Raw genomic sequence first — 16,562 nt, forward strand, 5'->3', positions numbered from 1 at the left:
GCAGATAAAAAATAGCACCTAGTTTTCTTCTAATCCAAAACAGCTCAACGAGCAAAAACAACTTCCCGCCAACACAGACAACCTAGCACTAGCGGAAAAAGACAGCTATTCCCTCCAAGGAAGGCAACTGCTCAACAACATCGTCAAATCCATGCAGATACAAAGCGACCCCGTCGTTGTTCCATCAAAAGAACTCATCGACCTAATCCAAGCCGTCCGCATGTACCAACAGCAAATCGCACAGCTACGCACACCCGACTGGGTAAACGACAACGTCGACCACATCAAGGAATACGCCAACCGCACCTTCCTAGACGACTGGCCAATGCCCAAGCATAAGTAACAAACACAAAAAGCCCACGAGAGTGGGCTTTAGTTGCTTTTTAGACTGGTAGGAAACGAGAAAATCTTTTAGTATCGATGAATGTGTAAACTCGCACGCTCGTTTTTCCAGTTTCACTGTTGTGAATAGTTTTATAAAACTTTTATTATTTAATTGGTTATAAGGTTTTTTTGGACAGTTTTGAAATTGTCTAACCGAGCATGCGCACTATTAAAATTTTAGGGTGTTAAGGAGTCACCATTATATGAAAGAATTAGAAATTCACACTAGTGCGATATTATTTTTAATATTATTTTTAATATTGTTATTTATACCTATCCTCATACAATTGCATGTTCTTAAAAAGAGAAAAATCAAAGAAAAAGAGAATACTGAAGAGTTTTTCAAAAAAGTTTCAGCTTCCATTTCCGCTAAAAGTATAAATACATTGAATGATGTCTTGGATATTCACGAGTCAATATTTGAAGACGGTTTAATAGGATTAAAAGCTCTCAATAGAATCCAGTTACAGCTTAAAAAATTCAAAACAAAACTGTTATCAAGTAATGTTGGGAGGTTATACCAAGAAGATAACAAAGGCGCAGTAGCTAAAGTCAATTCTTTACTTAAAGATTGTCAGTCTCAAATAGATAAAGAGCTGGCTAAAAAACCATTTGAAGAAGTTCCTGAGCCAGAAAGACATCATTTAGAAGCTCTTGATGAATTAACTAAAACTTATTCTGTTTCTTTAATTCATAAATACCTTATTGATTTAGCCGAATCAATCAAACTTCGTGATGCTGAATCAAAGAAATATATTGATGAACAAAAAGAATCCTTATCATTAGCTCGAAAGGGGCTATTCTCCACTGTTGGTTTTTCGGTTATTTCGATTGCTCTAGCAATATATTTTTATGTTAACACTCCCTAAATTCAGATAATAAGTGCGACTGCTAACAGTTTGCTCGGTTCCGCTCCGCTTCACATTTAAGCAAGCTATTAATCAGCCTCTTATTTGGGCGTTAAGTTTGGAGTTTGGGGTCAGACAAAAAACACTCCTTAATCTCTAAAACCAAACCAAACCAAACCAAACCCCAAGCCCATCCCTCGATGGGCTTTTTCGTTTCTGTTCTTCCATTTTTATCTAAGGAGTAATCATGCGTCAGATGATGTCGCTCGATGGTTTTGTGTTTTCGCTGAGCGAAGGCACGCCATACGAGGGTTTGCAGCGCACTAGCGACGGCGGTTGGGTCGCGGTGGCGCGTTACGGTCAAAAGCCCATGAGCCAAAACACGGGCCAACAGTTGGAGAACATCACCGTCACAGGGACGTGGTTTCAAGGCGATGGCATGGCGAATCTCAACGCCTTACGCACTTTACAAAACCAGCGAGCGCCCTTGGTGCTGGCCGATGGCTACGGCAATAACTTAGGCCAATGGACGATCAAACGTTTGCAAGAGAAGCAAGACAAGATCATCGACGACGGCACCGCCTTCGTCCTCGCCTTCACCCTAGAGCTAGAAGAGTACGCCAATGACAACCATCCGTAGCCGCGACGGCGACACCATTTCCAACATTCTGTGGATCGCCCTAAAACGCAACGACGACCAAGCGGAAGAAGCCTTGTTCGAACACAACCCCGGCTTAGAAGCCTACGGGCCAGTGCTTCCCGCTGGCGTCATCATTGAAATCCCCACCTTGCCAGACAAAGCAGCCGAGACGGTAACCAACATATGGGACTAAACAACCAATCCAACTATCTCCCAAGCGTCCGCGTGAGCGGAGCAGGTGAACGCATCATCAATAGCCGCCTGACCTCGTGGGAGCGCATCGACGCCGCCGGCACACAAAGCGACCAACTCACCTTGCACATCGACACCACAGGGCAAACAGGCTTGCCGAAAGAGGGCGCGGTGCTCACGTGGCAAGAAGGCTACGGCGACAACCTCATCGACAAAGGCCAGTTCAAAATCACCCGCATCGTCCCGAAGCTGTTTCCGCCCAGCGTCACCATCGTGGCCACCGCCGCACCGTTTCAGGTAGACGACAAGACCGGCTTTAAAGAGCGCCGCACACGCACCTTCGAAAACGTCAGCCTTGCTGATCTGTTCCGCCAAGTCGTCACGCCCCACGGATTCAGCCCACGGGTGGCCAAAGAATTTGAAAGCGTCGTCCTCGAGCACATGGACCAAACCGACGAAACCGACAGCGCCTTCTTAACCCGCATCGCACGGGAACGGGACGCCATCGCCAAACCCGTCAACGACCTGTACGTGCTCGCCAAACGTGGCCAAGTGAAGACCATCACAGGGCAAGCCATCCCGCCCGTCGTCGTCGGCGTACCCAGCCAGAACAAACCGAGCGAAGGCCAATTCATCAACTGCCAACTCGACCGACCCAGCCGCAGCGCCATCACCGGCGTCAAAGCCAACTGGACAAACAACAACACAGGGGAAGAACACACCGTACACGTCGGCACCGCACCGTACAAAAAACTACGCCAAAGCTACGACAACCCAACCACCGCCCAACAAGCCTGCCAAGACGACCTCATCAAAAGCCAACGCCAAGGCTCCAGCGTCACCCTCGACTTACCAGGCAACCCAAAACTCGTCGCAGAAGGCATCCTCACCCTAAACGACACCTTTCCATCCGAAATGAAAGGCAACTGGTCCATCGACAAAGTCACCGCACGAGGCGACAGCAAAGCTGGGTATCGGTGTACGGTTGTCGCGAGTGAAGTGGTTTGATTTTGAAGGATTAGAAAATGTGTGCGCTTTGTTTAAAAAAATAGCGTCAATGCTCTTTTTTCTGGTTAAAAATAAAAAATGCTTTTAGTATCAAAAGATAAGAAATTAAACGTATAAAAGGAGGTTGACATGAGATTTGACGAGAGCACTTTTCAGAAATTGCAATACTATGTTTATGCATTAATTGACCCACGAGATAAAAAACCATTTTATGTTGGTAAGGGTAAGGGAAATAGAGTATTCGATCACCTTGAATGTGCATTGAAAAACCCAACAACCTCAGATAAATATGAAAAAATCAGAGAAATTATTAATTATGGTTTTATAGTAAATCATGTAATTATTAAGCATGGACTTACTGAGAAAGAAGCCTTTCAAGTTGAGTCTTCATTAATCGATTATTCCATATTCTTTGATCATAAACTTTCTAATGAGGTGCTTGGACATAACTCAATTGACAATGGCCTTATGAGTAGTGATGAAGTAATAAGAAAATATAATGCTCCTAAATTAGAAATGATTGATAGTAATTGTGTTTTAATTAATATAAATAGAACATATAAGCGTGGTTCTGGTGTAGATGGTATTTATCAAGCAACAAAGGAATCGTGGGTTATTAATAAGAACAGACAATCTACTATAAAATATGCCCTAGCAGAGTACAGAGGGTTAATTGTTGAAGTCTTTGACATATCCGAGTGGTACCCAGTTGATACCATTGATGAAAATGGGAAGCTGAAGGTGCGTTGGGGGTTTAACGGCGTAGTAGCGCCGCTTCAAATAAGGCAAAAGTATATAAATACGTCGGTAGAACATGTGAAAGTACGAGGCTCATCTAACCCTATTAGATACACTCTCGAAATACGTAGTAAGACAAAGCACTCGGACATAGAAAACCTCACAAGTGTTTGAAGAGTTGGCTTATTTACACACCATTATTGTATACAGTCGTTAAATTTTGGGGCAGATGAAAAATAGCCCTGAATTTTCATCGACCCCAAATAACTACGCCAAAGCTACGACAACCCAACCACCGCCCAACAAGCCTGCCAAGACGACCTCATCAAAAGCCAACGCCAAGGCTCCAGCGTTACACTCGACGCTCTTATTGACTAGATACGGGCAACCCAACTCGTCGCAGAAGGCATCCTCACCCTAAACGACACCTTCCCACCCGAAATGAAAGGCAACTGGTCCATCGACAAAGTCACCGCACTAGGCGACAGCAAAGCAGGGTATCGGTGTAGTGTTGTTGCAAGTGAAGTGGTTTGAGGGATTTTTGTTGGCAGAAGGTGTGAAAGTGCTTAGTATCAAAGAATAAGGGTTTATTGTAGGTAAACGTGCATGCTTGTTTTTGGAGTTTCAGTTTCTGTGAATAGCCTTATATAATTTTTATTATTCAATGATTTATAAGGTTTATTGGAAGGTCTTGGAATTGTCTAAAAGCGCATGTTCACTATTAAAATGTTACGTGTCTTCAAGGATCTCAACTTCAGTATGAAAACTAAACTTAGGAAATTCATTCAACACTTATCTCATGAAGTTGAAGATGAAGAAAAAGCAGAGAAATATTTGGATAACGTATTACCTTACATTGGCTTAATCGTAATGTACTTTAATTCGCTAGAAAGTGCTTTAGATTCTGTTTTGTGTGAGAATTTTACTGACAGGACAGATGCAACAGGTTTAATTGTTTTAAATAAAATGGGTTATACGGCTAAAGTAGATTTGTTTAAACGCTTTTGCGATGACTTCCAAATTGGCTTGGATAAACAACTAAACGGTTATGACCAACTAATTACAGATCTAAGAGAGTCAGCACGACTTAGGAATCTTGTTGCACACGCAAACTGGGAAAGTACAGATGATGAAGGCTTTACCTATGTTCGCTTAAAAATGTATAAAAAGGGAATGCTTCAAGAATATGTTCAGTTTACGGAAGACTCTTTAGAAAAAGTAATTGATTTAATTATCAAAACTCGTTTTAAATTAGATGAATTTTGGGAGCATCGTAATGATGTCTTGTACGGTCGTGAATAGCCACGTAAAAAAGCGTTTAAATCGGACATTAAAACCGTGCGCCATTTTTACAAAAACAGAAAGACCGCAAAAATGTCGCCCTATTTTACCGCCACTTAACGCGGCGTTAGGCTAAAAAATGGAATACATCGTGCCACCAGATAGTTATATAAACCTCATTGGTACTGTTGCACTTTTAGTGTCAATTCTGTGTCTATTTATTACTTTTTGGGAAAAGCAAAGAAGCCAAGCGACTAAATTGTTCTCAATTATGCTTGTGGCATCACTATCTTTCTTCTCTTCTCATTGGGCTACGTATTTTGCCGCTATTTTTATAGTTGCAACCGCCGTTACTGAGTTGGAATTTTTACAGAACTTGGCGGCAATAATCAGAAAAGATGAAAATTACTTCAAATATAAGAAAGAGGCACTCAGCAAGGCTGAGAATATTCGCCGAAAAGCCGAAGAAACAATAGAAGAAGAATACACATCAAAACAACCAGTAGAAACGGAAGAATCTACGGTTGAAAAAATTGACCTTTCAAAATTACGAGAGCTTTCTAATATATCAAGAATGAAGTTGTCGTTTGAAATTGAGGAAAAAGCCCTTATTTATTTGTCAAAGGAATACGGGAACATTGAAAGGGGAGTGCGTTTTAAAAAGGGGAATGAGTCAGTCGAATTCGATGGTGTCAGTACAAATGGACGAGATAAAGAGGATATAATTTTTGAGGTTAAGTGGGCACGATATCCTGATCATGCCCATGTGTTTATTATTAACTCCCTTCGAAGATCTAGTGAGCAAGTGAGTTCTTACTCATCAATAACTGGTAAAAAACCAATATTCAACTTGGTTGTTGTTACAAATACGAAGACCAGTATCGGCATAGATCGATGGGACAATTTAAGGGAAAGGGCAAAAAGGGTTGGCATAAATTTAATAAATTTAAGCCTTAAAGAGATAGGATTCGAGGTTACAAATGAAATTGCCTAACAAGGCCATTAAATTCGCTCCCTACGGTCGCTGGGCGCTCGCAAGCTCGCGCTTTTTATGGCAGCGTTATTCACCTAATGTAGGCCGCAAGTAGGAGTATCATGTCTATTAAGACTATAAATATAGAAGTCCTTATCCCAGAGTCGATTCAGAATAAAATAGATGATGGTGACTACAAAATCATAGGGACACAAGTTAGAGATAGAAAAGGGCGAATTGTATGTAATCTAGATTCTTCAGAGTTTGGGGTCAGATGAAAAATAACGCTTAATCATCATCGATCCCAAATCACTTCTCCAAAGCTACGACAACCCAACCACCGCCCAACAAGCCTGCCAAGACGACCTCATCAAAAGCCAACGCCAAGGCTCCAGCGTCACCCTCGACTTACCAGGCAACCCCAAACTCGTCGCAGAAGGCATCCTCACCCTAAACGACACCTTCCCACTCGAAATGAAAGGCAACTGGTCCATCGACAAAGTCACCGCACGAGGCGACAGCAAAGCAGGGTATAGGTGTAACGTGGTGGCGAGTGAAGTGGTTTGATTATGAGGGATTGGGAAATGTGTGCGCTTTGTACTGGCAGTAAATAAGAAAGTCTTTTATTATCAAGGGATAAATGAAATAACGAACATGCTCTTTTTTCCAGCTTCAATTTCTGTGAATAGCTTTATATGATTTTTAGTATTCAATGATTTATAAGGTTTTTGGGAAGGTCTTGGAATTGTCTAAAAGCGCAGGTGCACTATTAAAATGTTACATGTCTTAAGGAGCACCGTGCTAAATCAAAAGGAAGTCTGCGAAAAGTTTGAAGCTGAATTTATTCCTTGCTTAGAACCTGAGAAGCTTGGTCTGGCTATAAAAACAATTGGTCAGCTTCCAGTAAATGGCCTTCGTCATAAAGCAGAGAATGGTACATGTGGCTGGTATATTTGGTGTGGTGAAGAAATGAGCCAATATGCAGATTTTTTTAAACCATTACACGTAAACCATATAAATGAATACTTGCCAGAAGTAGAGCAATACTTAGTATTGCCACCAGAGTATAGGTTTTTAATCACTGACGGTTGCGAAGATGTATGGCATGACTTATCAATCATCAACATGTAACAAGTGCCACCAAGCGGAATTGGGCAAGCCGTCATATTTTTTGAAAAACACTCAAAAAAGTCGCCACCTCACCCAATTCGTTGTGGCAGGCGTTAGCACAAAAAAGAGAATGCAATGATTTGGCTTATTGCACCAGTTGCAACTTTTGCGATAAAAAAATATATATCTAGCAAAATTTCAGATGCTCTATATAACGGTATCGAGGAGGGAGTTAGAACAGCCAAAACAGAAGTCCTGGATGCGATATATAAGGGGTTGTATGCGGCATTTTCAAACATTTCTATAAATATTATATTATTGCTTATGGCAGTATATTTAGTGCCAATATTTGCAGAGCGGGATATTTCTATATTTATTATTGCCAATGTTTATTTAGCATCAATTATTCATGGAACGTATAATGTTTACGCTAAGTTGCCAATTGCATACAGAATAACATCTGAGTATCGCCTGGATTTTAAGTCATATTTAAAGGATGAGATATATGCTAAAGCATACTCAGAGGCAGAATATAGGGCAAGAAGAGAGATAGAAGATACTTTTATACTATTTAAGCCATTCGTTTTTATGTTTGGTGATTCTCCTAGTGAAATTGCTCATATGGTAGCTCATTCCACATCAATCAGAGCATCCGAAATAATTTTTCATGAAGTAATAAAAAAAGTTTCTGTTATAGCGGCGTTTGTTGCTATTTATTATATGTTGTTTCGTTATGTTGTTGCTCCTTTTCTTTTGCATGATGTTACTGGTATGGGGGTAATTGATACTTTAATATATCCATTTATATTTTCTATAAAGTATTTTGCAAGTATTTAACACGATGCTAACAAGGCAAATGCACTCGGACTGTCCAAAGCTGCATAGCTAAGCGACGCAGCTTTGGACAGTCAGTGTTTTGCGACGTTAAGTGTTAGGTGAAAGATGAGTAAGCCTCCAAAAGAAATAGACGGAGTTAAAGTTTTGGAGGGAATTTGGGGGCAGATGAAAAATAGTACTGAATCTTCATCGCCCCCAAAAAACTCCGCCAAAGCTACGACAACCCAACCACCGCCCAACAAGCCTGTCAAGACGACCTCATCAAAAGGCAACGCCAAGGCTCCAGCGTCACACTCGACGCTCTTCTTGACTAGATACGGGCAACCCAACTCGTCGCAGAAGGCATCCTCACCCTAAACGACACCTTCCCACCCGAAATGAAAGGCAACTGGTCCACCGCAAGAGGAGACAGCAAAGCAGGGTATCGGTGTAACGTGGTGGCTAGTGAGGTGGTGTAGGTGTTTTTGCAGGTTGCAGACTTAGAAAATTGTATTAGATGGGCGTCGTTAGAAAGGGATTTACAATTGTTTTATTGAATAAACAACTAGTAACTTGATGCTGTTGATGATTTTAATATCAAATGGGATTAAATAATTTAGGTGAAAGGTTTTATAGTATCTAAATAGTTGTAACATTAATCTCACGATCCGGGTAATTCCACTTGGATCTACTTCATACAATGAATCCAAAATTAACTCAATTAAATTACTTTTCATAAATTACTCCTATTTTTTGGAGGTCATTCTCCTATAGGGTAACTTAGCTATTAGATACGGATAATTTTGAGTGGTAAATGCAGCCAGTAGCCTGACAACATACAGTTTTAAAAATTGTTAAGTAGGCATGTTGGCAATCGCTAAGTAAGGTTGGAAGTGAAAGCCAACGACAAGGCTCCAGCGTCACCCTCGACACACTTATTTACTAGGTATGGGCAACCTAAGCTCGTCGCAGAAGGCATCCTCACCCTAAACGACACCTTCCCACCGAAAATGAAAGGCAACTGGTCCATCGACAAAGTCACCGCACGAGACGACAGCAAAGCAGGGTGTCGGTGTTCCGTGGTGGCTAGTGAGGTTGTTTGAGTTTAATTTAACTCTGACCCTAATTATTCACAACGACTTCCGTAAAATGCTCACCAAAGTCACGATCGAAACCGCCCTCAATGTCGAGATGGATGATCATCTTGGTTACGATCGACATGAAAAAAACCATGCACCCAACAGTCGTAATGGGTTTACCTCCAAAACACTCAAGACCGAAGATGGCAGCTTTGTCGTCGACACGCCCCGCGACCGTAGTTTTGAACCCAAGTTAGTCCGCAAGCACCAAACGCGCTTTGCGTCCATGGACGATAAAATCCTGAGGTTGTTGAGTGTTTTTTGGCAGCCTAAAACACAACTGGATATTTAAAGTACATCAGTCCACACGTCAGCATATGAGAAAAGATGCCGCAGTTTACATGAGGTATTACAACCTCGAAAGACTGCATTCGGCGAACAACGATATGTCACTGGTTGACTATGAAAATTCTCTAATAAAAGTGTCCAGTTTAGGTTGACCAGAACAGGTTTATTACAATGCTATTTTCCGAGTGCACACGTTAGCATCGAAACGGCATACCAGGTTCTACGAAGATTTATATTTAAAGACAGGCATTGAAGTCTTCTATGGAATCTGTCAAGTTGGTACGATAAGTCTTAAAGCCTTGGCTTGATTTAATAGGGTGAATCTGTGAGCTAGTTAAGTATGCATAGTATGGAACCGTTACCGTATCTAAAAGAGATAAAACTTAAAAAAAATCTGATTGAATCATTCGATCACTATCCTTTTTCAATAGCTGCTATTAAAGGGCTCCGTAGTATTGAATTTGGTAAAGATGTAACCATTTTCGTTGGTGAAAATGGTAGTGGTAAATCTACTCTTCTTGAAGCGATCGCTGTCGGCTTAGGGTTCAATGCTGAAGGTGGCTCCAAAAACTTTAGTTTTGGTACTAGGAAAACACATTCTGAATTACATAGTTATCTACAATTTTCAAGATCATTTAAGCGATACAATGATGGCTTTTTCCTGCGGGCAGAGAGTTTTTACAACGTAGCAACGCATATGGATGAACTTGATGAAGAAGTATATGATTTTGGGTACTTGCCACCGCCTCCCGAGATTAAAAACCGCTATGGTGGAAATTCTTTGCATAACCAGTCTCATGGGGAATCGTTTATTTCGTTATTATTTGAACGTTTTAGTGGGAATGGGCTATATCTACTCGACGAACCTGAGTCAGCGCTTTCTCCTGCAAAACAATTAAGTGTATTGAGTCGAATGCGTCAGTTAGTTAATAACCAATCTCAATTTATTATGGCTACCCATTCCCCGATTCTCATGGCATATCCTGATGCTAAAATTTACCAAATAGATCAGTCAGGTATATATCCAATTCAATTTGAGGATACCGATCATTACCAAATTACGAAGGCATTTCTGAACAATCCTGAGCCTATGTTAAAAGAGCTATTTTTTAATGAATAGATTCACTGCTACTCCATAGATCGAAAGTTGAAAGGGTCGATAAATCGAATAGTTGGTAAAATTCAATCACGATAAAAGAGTCTTTAATCAGAAAAAATCCTGTAATTAATTCTGTGTAACTGAAAGGGTTTACAAATAGCCCACCAAGCGCTCTTCAAATTTGAGTTTGGGGTAAGATGAAAAACTATACTGTTTTTCATCTGACCCAAACCTCGATACCGATAATTTCAGTTTCTGTGGCCTACGAACCAAACATTAGTCCGTTTATTTTGAATGGTCGATTACACTGCGTTACACGAAGCGTTAAAAAAACGAGGGAGGGCAGGTAGGGAATAGATTATTGGATGTATCTCCATTGACCCCTGCCCAATCTTGATCTAGTATTTATCTTGCACTGGCAAAATCCAGTGCCGGGAATCTCACCCCGATTTACCAAAGCGGCCTAAAACACGCACCGCGTGTTTTTTTGTGGCCGGAGTCCGCCTGTTATGGTGGGTCTTTGTTGGGCCAGCTTCGGCTGGGCCGTACCTTTGGGCGGTTGTGAGATCCTGATTTAGACCCACCACCTTACTGAGCATCTCACCTCGTTTGGTGGTTAATAACCTAACCAAAGGAGGCCAAACATGGCTGTGCAACTCATTCCGCTTCACACTCGCTCTATCAACGAGCAAACCCTCGATACCGTAAACGCCCGTGATCTTCACACCTTTCTTGAACTAGGCCGCGATTTCAATACTTGGATTAACGCTCGTATCAAACGTTATGGTTTTATTGAAGGAGAAGACTTTAAGTGTGTTGAAAATTTGAGCTCCCCAAAATGGGGGAGCACAAAATCAAGAGTGCAGAAAGTGAAGGATTACTTCCTAACGTTAGACATGGCAAAAGAACTGGCCATGGTCGAACGCAACGACAAGGGTAAACAAGCCCGCCGCTACTTCATCGACTGCGAAAAACAACTCCACGAGCAAAAACAACTTCCCGCCACCACGCCCAACAAGGCACTCCTCGAAACTAGCTTCCAAGAAACTAGCTTCCAAGAAACAGAAAAATACCAACTCCTCAACGACATGGTCAAAGCCATGAAACTAGAAAGCAGCCCCGTCGTCATCCCCTCTAAAGAACTCGTCGACCTAATCCAAGCCGTCCGCATGTACCAAACCCAAATCGCCCAACTACACACACCAGACTGGGTAAACGACAACATTACCCGCGTCAAAGACCTCGCCCAACGCAACTTCACAGACTTTTAAACGACAGGCACAAAAAAGCCCACCGAGGTGGGCTTTCGTCTTTTTTAAGCGTCATGACAACCCCTTACGCAAGATCGAAAACCTAGATTGTAGCGCTGAATTTAACGCCCTCAATTTTGAGGCGGCTGCGCAGCAACCCAATCAAGACGACCTCATCAAAAGTCAACGTCAAGGCACCGGCGTCGCAGAAGGCATCCTCACCATAAACGACACCTTCCCACCCGAAATGAAAGGCTACTGGTCCATCGACAAAGTCACCGCACGAGGAGACAGCAAAGCAGGGTACAGGTGTTCTGTGGTGGCTAGTGAAGTGGTTTGAGTTTATGTGGTGCCATTTTGGCAGCATGTTGACTATTTTTTTTGGTGATGCCATAATGGCGCCACTTAGAGGCTGAGGCCCAAAACGGTAGATAAAAGACTGTAAATAAAACAGTCTTGGAGAAAACTATGACTATATCTCATGTCCAAGAAAATGTGCGGCTCGTCGCTAGAGCGCCAAAAGAGGTTCAAGAGATCATTACTAATGCGGCGGAGTTATCCGGTGCTTCAATGTCTCAGTTTATGATTGATGCAGCCTTAGAGAGGGCAAAAGAAGTGGTAGAGCGAAACAGGCTACTGACGTTATCTATGGAAGGGGCTAACCGATTTTTTGAAGCATTAGACAATCCGCCAGAGATTCAACATCTTGATGATGCTTACAAAGCGCTAAAGGATTATGAAAATGGCACTGTCACCTTTGAAAGAAAGCCACAATCGAAAACGCTTTGATTGTGGCAATGAGCGAATTAACAAATTTCTAAAGGAGTCTGCGAACAGTGCAGCAAAGCGAAACCTATCTAGGACGTTTGTTCTGGAAGGGAGCGATGAAACAGACATTGCGGGCTTCTACTCGCTCAGTAATATTGAGGTCAAAGTTCCTGTTCCTCATAAACTGTACAAGAAATACCCTAACCCATTGCCCGGCGTGACATTAGCCAGAATGGGCGTGGATGAAGGTTACCAAGGGCAGGGCATCGCCAAAATCATGGTAATCGATGCAATGCGGCGAACCTTGCTGATAAACGAGAACATGGGTGTTGTTGGATTATTTGTAGACGCCAAAGATGATGATCTAGTTACATTTTATCAGAATCGCGGCTTCATCTTCCTTCAGAAGGAAGAACATACCTTCAAACTTTGGATGCCGATCGACTCCATTGTGACATTCTTCAAAGATCGAAAATAACCGAATTTTGGGAAGGCAGTCGAGATGGGATTTGGTCTATTACTGTGAACGGGAATTGGCGTATTACTTTCGAGTTTGTTGATGGTAATGCTTACATTCTCAACTATGAGGATTATCACTAATGAATATGCACAACCCTCCGCACCCAGGCGAATTTATTTACAATGTTTATCTTGAGCCCGCGGGTTTTAGCTGCCGCTTTTTAGCCAAGCAATTGGATGTCGCATCGTCCACGTTAAGTCGTGTCCTGAAAGGACAGAGCGCGGTGTCACCTGAAATGGCATTGCGTCTATCTAAAGCACTTGGCAGAACGCCTGAGAGTTGGTTGGCCATGCAAGATGCCTATGATCTTTGGCAGGCTAAGCAACATCTAAATTTAGCGAATGTTCATCCTGTTAATTTTGCATCGGCCTAGACCAAGCCGTCCGCATGTACCAAACCGCCCAACGTAGCTTCACAGACTTCTAATTGATAGATCGTGTTTACTGGTTAAATTAACATCTTCTCATTTTTGAGGAGATGTTAATTGCCACCCTTTATTTGATTACTTAACGCCCTCAATTTTGAGGTGGTTGAATATGAGGATGGAAAAGTGGAGTTACGCCCTATGTATCGAATTATTGATGGCGTGTACTAGGATTAGATTTCTCTTCTAAAGGCTTCGGCTTCTCGGCCAATCTGTTCCATCAAAGGCATGTCTTCTTGTTTCTCGTGGGCTGGCGGATCAAGAATAGCAATCAGTAGATAGTGATTTTCATCGAAATAGCCAGGGCAATAGATAAGACACTTGTCGCTTGTACGTGCTTGCTGATTACGGATTTTTGGCCATTTGGTGAAGTGAATAGGTAGGTGGGCTAGGTGTATGTGCCAGACATTCTCTTCTCTGCAAATCGTGGGGCGGTTATTGTCACCGTCTCTGCCAAAATGAAGGGGCGGAATGCCTGTTTCTTTATACAGAGCAAAGTCTTTGGCTAAGTCGCTTATATCTGGGTGATCAGTAAGGAAAGAGCTAACACTGACTTGTATTTGAGAGGACATTTATTAGATAACGCGAACCCAGCCAGACGTTGTTTTGTCTTTTATGGCGGCTTCAAGACCTTCGCGTGATGTTTTTTCAAGCCCAGCAATATCATAATGCTTCATTTCTTTAGCATCTTTGCTAGCTTGCTTAGTCTTGTTGTGACGAGATAAAGACATCGGAGTGGATGGCTTATACTCTGATACGGTATTCATGGTTTCACCTAAAAATGTAAAATTATATTACAGCCGTATTTATAGCTAAGTTTGACGAGATCGTCAAACTTATAACGTGATCAAATGTTAACCAAACAATGATTTTCTGAGTGAATGCGTGATCACTGACTTGTCTGTAAGGCTCTTCTTAACTCATCCTGGAGCGCTTCTAAACGCTCTGCTACGACATGCTGATTGGCTTCTGGTATCGCTGAGATATTAGCATTCTAGGTCGGTGAGAAGTGGCTGTCAGTGTTCTCAGGTGGTTTTGGAATGTAATATCTTGTTGCAAGCCAATTTTCAGTTTAAGAAATAAGTATGCATTTGTGTCAGTGTTTCTCTTCCCAATTTCATTTTTCCTAAAACAAACACCTAATATCCAGTAAATATGCAAACTAGCCGTTTGGGGTTTTATCCTAGGGTTACGTCCTTATAGTAATTAGTAACATTTTATGAGGTTATGGCTGTTTAGAGTTTGGGTCATTTTCCTTGAGGTTTAAAAAGGAGGCAAGTTATGAGTAAGACGCTAATTATTGGTGCCAGTGGTCAAGTTGGCCAATTGATAACCAAGACACTTGTTGAGACGGAAGAGGATGTCCGTGCTTTGGTACGAGACAAATCTAAGTTGGATGATTTAAAAGACAGTGATCTAGAAATTGTCGAAGCGGATTTAGAAGGTGACTTTAGTCAGGCTTTTGATGGTATTGATAATGTGATTTTTGCTGCTGGTTCTGGTGGTTCAACAGGTGCTGATAAGACCTTGTTGATTGATTTATGGGCGGCTAAAAAAGCTGTGGATTATGCAAAAGAAGCCAATGTTAAGCGGTTTATTATGGTCAGCAGTATTGGTGCTGATGATCCTGAGGCAATAGAGTCAGATATCAAGCCTTATTTGGTTGCTAAACATATGGCAGATCAATATTTGATGGCGTCAGGTGTGCCTTTTACTATTGTTCGTCCTGGCCCTTTAACGAATGATGAAGGCCAAGGAAAAATCACTATAAAAAGACCAAATAGCAGAGAGGAAATGGCGATTCCGCGTGCGGATGTTGCTAAATCGGTTTTATTTATCCTAAGCAAGGATGACTTGAATGGTAAGATATTCGAGCTGTTTGGTGGTACTTATGATGTTGATAATGTTCTTGTCTAACAGCGTAGGCTTATTAGAATAGCCAAAAGAGCCCTAATGTGAAGTGACTCCGAATAGTTGGAAGACGACATTGGGGCTCTTTTGTATTTGTTGCTTTTATTTGGATCTTTATTGAGCATTTAAGCTTCTCAGTAAATAAAATTGCTAAGCAGGTTGGTTTTCTTTGACCTGTTCGCTGTAAGTTTCCAGTAGTTTTTCTGCTTGAATACGTTTGTAAATTTCTTCACGATGAACGCTTATTTTTTGCGGGGCTTTGATGCCGATGCGAACTTGAGTGCCTTGTACTCCTAATACAGTGACTTCCGTATCATCGCCGATATTAATGGTTTCACCGGGGTGTCGAGTAATGACTAGCATAATTCCTATCCTTTGGTTGTTGTCGACACTTTTAAAATACAGTTTATGTTGTCAGTGTGTCAACAGCTTAAAGCGTTTTCCTTGTTTAATAGGCCAAACGTTACGTTAGTATGAAGAAGGGAGGTTGTAAATAGTCTAAAACAAGATTCGGGCTTGGGTGACAACACCTATGACTGTTAGGTCATTGGGGACTTCAATTGGTCTATAGTTCGGGTTGAGTGGTGTTAGATAAGTTCGGCCAGCGTCGATGACTAATTTTTTAAATGTCACGTCTTTGCTGCCTGCTACTTTTGCGATGATCAAATCACCATTCTTGGCTGTTAAGCTAGGTTCAACCAGAATTAGGTAACCTTCGGGAACGCTTGCGCCAGAAGGTGACATCATACTGTCTCCTATAACATTTAGCCAAAATGCTGATTTCGATGTGGATTCTGGTGTTTCTATCCAGTCAAATTTTCTTTCGTCTAATTCAGCAATATTCGGCCATTGAGCTGCTTGTTGCGTTGTAATTATAGGTCTTAAATTAGTTTCTAAGGATTGTGAAGAGCTGTTGTTATTGGTGTAGCTAGAAGCGCTTTCTCTTACTTCACTGGCTGTTCCCAGTAATAACCATTCTGCATCGCAATGTAATGCCTTGGCTAAATTGAGTAGCTTACGTGGATTTTGTGTTCTGCCGTCTTCAATTTTTTGCAGCGACTGTTGGGAGATGCCAACGTGCTTTGCTAACTCGGCTTGAGTCAGTCTTAAGTCAGTTCTTTTTTGTTTAACGCGTTCTGCAATAGTCATAAGCGAATAATTACAACTTTATCT

The 16,562-nt window shown here is 41.8% G+C and carries 21 protein-coding genes and 2 pseudogenes; 18 read left to right on the forward strand and 5 right to left on the reverse strand.

Features of this window, described 5'->3' with window-relative positions:
- The first annotated feature begins 587 nt into the window (after positions 1-587).
- The 13 genes and pseudogenes from BUA59_RS11000 (at position 588) to BUA59_RS11070 (ending at position 11,787) form a co-directional block, all read left to right on the forward strand.
- The gene (locus tag BUA59_RS11000) at positions 588-1,253 is read left to right on the forward strand and encodes a hypothetical protein (RefSeq protein ID WP_072839753.1); all 666 of its coding nucleotides are present in this window, start codon (positions 588-590) and stop codon (positions 1,251-1,253) included.
- A 226-nt stretch (positions 1,254-1,479) separates the two neighbouring features.
- The gene (locus BUA59_RS11005; RefSeq protein WP_072839754.1) at positions 1,480-1,872 is read left to right on the forward strand and encodes a phage tail protein; all 393 of its coding nucleotides are present in this window, start codon (positions 1,480-1,482) and stop codon (positions 1,870-1,872) included.
- Positions 1,856-2,065, forward strand: a complete 210-nt coding sequence (locus tag BUA59_RS11010) for a tail protein X (RefSeq protein WP_072839755.1) — start codon at positions 1,856-1,858, stop codon at positions 2,063-2,065. The genes BUA59_RS11005 and BUA59_RS11010 overlap by 17 nt, the downstream gene beginning before the upstream one ends.
- Positions 2,056-3,072: a contractile injection system protein, VgrG/Pvc8 family gene (locus tag BUA59_RS11015; RefSeq protein WP_072839756.1), complete on the forward strand. Its 1,017-nt coding sequence runs from the start codon at positions 2,056-2,058 to the stop codon at positions 3,070-3,072. Before BUA59_RS11010 ends, BUA59_RS11015 begins: the two co-directional genes overlap by 10 nt.
- 129 nt (positions 3,073-3,201) lie before the next feature.
- Positions 3,202-3,984 carry an LEM-3-like GIY-YIG domain-containing protein gene (locus BUA59_RS11020; RefSeq protein ID WP_072839757.1) on the forward strand — a complete coding sequence of 261 codons (783 nt, stop codon included), beginning with the start codon at positions 3,202-3,204 and terminating at the stop codon, positions 3,982-3,984.
- Positions 3,985-4,569: 585 nt separating this feature from the next.
- Positions 4,570-5,112, forward strand: a complete 543-nt coding sequence (locus BUA59_RS11025) for a hypothetical protein (RefSeq protein ID WP_072839758.1) — start codon at positions 4,570-4,572, stop codon at positions 5,110-5,112.
- 118 nt (positions 5,113-5,230) lie between these two features.
- Positions 5,231-6,085, forward strand: a complete 855-nt coding sequence (locus BUA59_RS11030) for a hypothetical protein (protein WP_072839759.1) — start codon at positions 5,231-5,233, stop codon at positions 6,083-6,085.
- Positions 6,086-6,862: 777 nt separating this feature from the next.
- Positions 6,863-7,195 carry an immunity protein Imm33 domain-containing protein gene (locus tag BUA59_RS11035; protein WP_072839760.1) on the forward strand — a complete coding sequence of 111 codons (333 nt, stop codon included), beginning with the start codon at positions 6,863-6,865 and terminating at the stop codon, positions 7,193-7,195.
- Between the two features lie 114 nt (positions 7,196-7,309).
- Complete coding sequence (locus tag BUA59_RS11040; protein ID WP_072839761.1) at positions 7,310-8,011, forward strand: hypothetical protein; 702 nt, start codon at positions 7,310-7,312, stop codon at positions 8,009-8,011.
- 1,113 nt (positions 8,012-9,124) lie between these two features.
- Positions 9,125-9,379, forward strand: a pseudogene (locus BUA59_RS11055) (transposase); the annotation flags it as partial.
- Between the two features lie 7 nt (positions 9,380-9,386).
- Positions 9,387-9,569 (forward strand): annotated as a pseudogene (locus tag BUA59_RS11060) (IS3 family transposase); the annotation flags it as partial.
- Between the two features lie 197 nt (positions 9,570-9,766).
- Complete coding sequence (locus BUA59_RS11065; RefSeq protein WP_072839764.1) at positions 9,767-10,537, forward strand: AAA family ATPase; 771 nt, start codon at positions 9,767-9,769, stop codon at positions 10,535-10,537.
- A gap of 623 nt (positions 10,538-11,160) precedes the next feature.
- Positions 11,161-11,787, forward strand: a complete 627-nt coding sequence (locus tag BUA59_RS11070; protein ID WP_072839765.1) for an antA/AntB antirepressor family protein — start codon at positions 11,161-11,163, stop codon at positions 11,785-11,787.
- 82 nt (positions 11,788-11,869) lie between these two features.
- Here BUA59_RS11070 and BUA59_RS23830 read toward each other — a convergent pair whose 3' ends face one another.
- Positions 11,870-12,160, reverse strand: a complete 291-nt coding sequence (locus tag BUA59_RS23830) for a hypothetical protein (RefSeq protein WP_072839766.1) — start codon at positions 12,158-12,160, stop codon at positions 11,870-11,872.
- Positions 12,161-12,234: 74 nt separating this feature from the next.
- Between BUA59_RS23830 and BUA59_RS11080 the strand changes: the two genes are divergently transcribed.
- The 4 genes from BUA59_RS11080 to BUA59_RS11095 are packed head-to-tail and all read left to right on the forward strand — an operon-like array spanning position 12,235 to position 13,427.
- Entirely contained in the window at positions 12,235-12,555 is a 321-nt protein-coding gene (locus tag BUA59_RS11080) for a type II toxin-antitoxin system TacA family antitoxin (RefSeq protein ID WP_072839767.1), read from the forward strand.
- A complete protein-coding gene (locus BUA59_RS11085; RefSeq protein ID WP_084122360.1) occupies positions 12,509-13,012 on the forward strand; it encodes a GNAT family N-acetyltransferase in 504 nt (167 codons plus the stop codon). Before BUA59_RS11080 ends, BUA59_RS11085 begins: the two co-directional genes overlap by 47 nt.
- Positions 12,964-13,134 (forward strand): type II toxin-antitoxin system RelE/ParE family toxin, encoded by a 171-nt coding sequence (locus BUA59_RS24125; RefSeq protein ID WP_281251017.1) that lies wholly within the window; start codon positions 12,964-12,966, stop codon positions 13,132-13,134. The genes BUA59_RS11085 and BUA59_RS24125 overlap by 49 nt, the downstream gene beginning before the upstream one ends.
- Positions 13,134-13,427 carry a HigA family addiction module antitoxin gene (locus tag BUA59_RS11095; protein ID WP_072839770.1) on the forward strand — a complete coding sequence of 98 codons (294 nt, stop codon included), beginning with the start codon at positions 13,134-13,136 and terminating at the stop codon, positions 13,425-13,427. The genes BUA59_RS24125 and BUA59_RS11095 overlap by 1 nt, the downstream gene beginning before the upstream one ends.
- A gap of 224 nt (positions 13,428-13,651) precedes the next feature.
- On the opposite strand, the gene BUA59_RS11100 is transcribed toward BUA59_RS11095, so the two are convergent.
- The gene (locus BUA59_RS11100) at positions 13,652-14,050 is read right to left on the reverse strand and encodes a type II toxin-antitoxin system YafO family toxin (RefSeq protein ID WP_072839771.1); all 399 of its coding nucleotides are present in this window, start codon (positions 14,048-14,050) and stop codon (positions 13,652-13,654) included.
- Between the two features lie 3 nt (positions 14,051-14,053).
- Positions 14,054-14,245: a hypothetical protein gene (locus BUA59_RS11105; RefSeq protein WP_072839772.1), complete on the reverse strand. Its 192-nt coding sequence runs from the start codon at positions 14,243-14,245 to the stop codon at positions 14,054-14,056.
- 514 nt (positions 14,246-14,759) lie between these two features.
- Here BUA59_RS11105 and BUA59_RS11110 point away from each other — a divergent pair.
- Positions 14,760-15,395, forward strand: a complete 636-nt coding sequence (locus BUA59_RS11110) for an SDR family oxidoreductase (RefSeq protein ID WP_072839773.1) — start codon at positions 14,760-14,762, stop codon at positions 15,393-15,395.
- Positions 15,396-15,539: 144 nt separating this feature from the next.
- Here the strand turns inward: BUA59_RS11110 and csrA are convergent, their stop codons facing one another.
- The gene (gene csrA / locus BUA59_RS11115) at positions 15,540-15,752 is read right to left on the reverse strand and encodes a carbon storage regulator CsrA (RefSeq protein WP_072839774.1); all 213 of its coding nucleotides are present in this window, start codon (positions 15,750-15,752) and stop codon (positions 15,540-15,542) included.
- Positions 15,753-15,887: 135 nt separating this feature from the next.
- Positions 15,888-16,538: a LexA family protein gene (locus BUA59_RS11120; protein WP_072839775.1), complete on the reverse strand. Its 651-nt coding sequence runs from the start codon at positions 16,536-16,538 to the stop codon at positions 15,888-15,890.
- Between the last annotated feature and the right edge of the window lie 24 nt (positions 16,539-16,562).

Origin of the sequence: Marinomonas polaris DSM 16579 (assembly GCF_900129155.1) — a bacterium.
GTDB lineage: Bacteria > Pseudomonadota > Gammaproteobacteria > Pseudomonadales > Marinomonadaceae > Marinomonas > Marinomonas polaris.

Coding starts and splice junctions, on each gene's coding strand:
- BUA59_RS11000 (WP_072839753.1), top strand. CDS start 588: ATGAAAGAATTAGAAATTCACACTAGTGCGATATTATTTTTAATATTA.
- BUA59_RS11005 (WP_072839754.1), top strand. CDS start 1,480: ATGCGTCAGATGATGTCGCTCGATGGTTTTGTGTTTTCGCTGAGCGAA.
- BUA59_RS11010 (WP_072839755.1), top strand. CDS start 1,856: ATGACAACCATCCGTAGCCGCGACGGCGACACCATTTCCAACATTCTG.
- BUA59_RS11015 (WP_072839756.1), top strand. CDS start 2,056: ATGGGACTAAACAACCAATCCAACTATCTCCCAAGCGTCCGCGTGAGC.
- BUA59_RS11020 (WP_072839757.1), top strand. CDS start 3,202: ATGAGATTTGACGAGAGCACTTTTCAGAAATTGCAATACTATGTTTAT.
- BUA59_RS11025 (WP_072839758.1), top strand. CDS start 4,570: ATGAAAACTAAACTTAGGAAATTCATTCAACACTTATCTCATGAAGTT.
- BUA59_RS11030 (WP_072839759.1), top strand. CDS start 5,231: ATGGAATACATCGTGCCACCAGATAGTTATATAAACCTCATTGGTACT.
- BUA59_RS11040 (WP_072839761.1), top strand. CDS start 7,310: ATGATTTGGCTTATTGCACCAGTTGCAACTTTTGCGATAAAAAAATAT.
- BUA59_RS11065 (WP_072839764.1), top strand. CDS start 9,767: ATGGAACCGTTACCGTATCTAAAAGAGATAAAACTTAAAAAAAATCTG.
- BUA59_RS11070 (WP_072839765.1), top strand. CDS start 11,161: ATGGCTGTGCAACTCATTCCGCTTCACACTCGCTCTATCAACGAGCAA.
- BUA59_RS23830 (WP_072839766.1), bottom strand. CDS start 12,160: ATGGCATCACCAAAAAAAATAGTCAACATGCTGCCAAAATGGCACCAC.
- BUA59_RS11080 (WP_072839767.1), top strand. CDS start 12,235: ATGACTATATCTCATGTCCAAGAAAATGTGCGGCTCGTCGCTAGAGCG.
- BUA59_RS11085 (WP_084122360.1), top strand. CDS start 12,509: ATGGCACTGTCACCTTTGAAAGAAAGCCACAATCGAAAACGCTTTGAT.
- BUA59_RS11095 (WP_072839770.1), top strand. CDS start 13,134: ATGAATATGCACAACCCTCCGCACCCAGGCGAATTTATTTACAATGTT.
- BUA59_RS11100 (WP_072839771.1), bottom strand. CDS start 14,050: ATGTCCTCTCAAATACAAGTCAGTGTTAGCTCTTTCCTTACTGATCAC.
- BUA59_RS11105 (WP_072839772.1), bottom strand. CDS start 14,245: ATGAATACCGTATCAGAGTATAAGCCATCCACTCCGATGTCTTTATCT.
- BUA59_RS11110 (WP_072839773.1), top strand. CDS start 14,760: ATGAGTAAGACGCTAATTATTGGTGCCAGTGGTCAAGTTGGCCAATTG.
- csrA (WP_072839774.1), bottom strand. CDS start 15,752: ATGCTAGTCATTACTCGACACCCCGGTGAAACCATTAATATCGGCGAT.
- BUA59_RS11120 (WP_072839775.1), bottom strand. CDS start 16,538: ATGACTATTGCAGAACGCGTTAAACAAAAAAGAACTGACTTAAGACTG.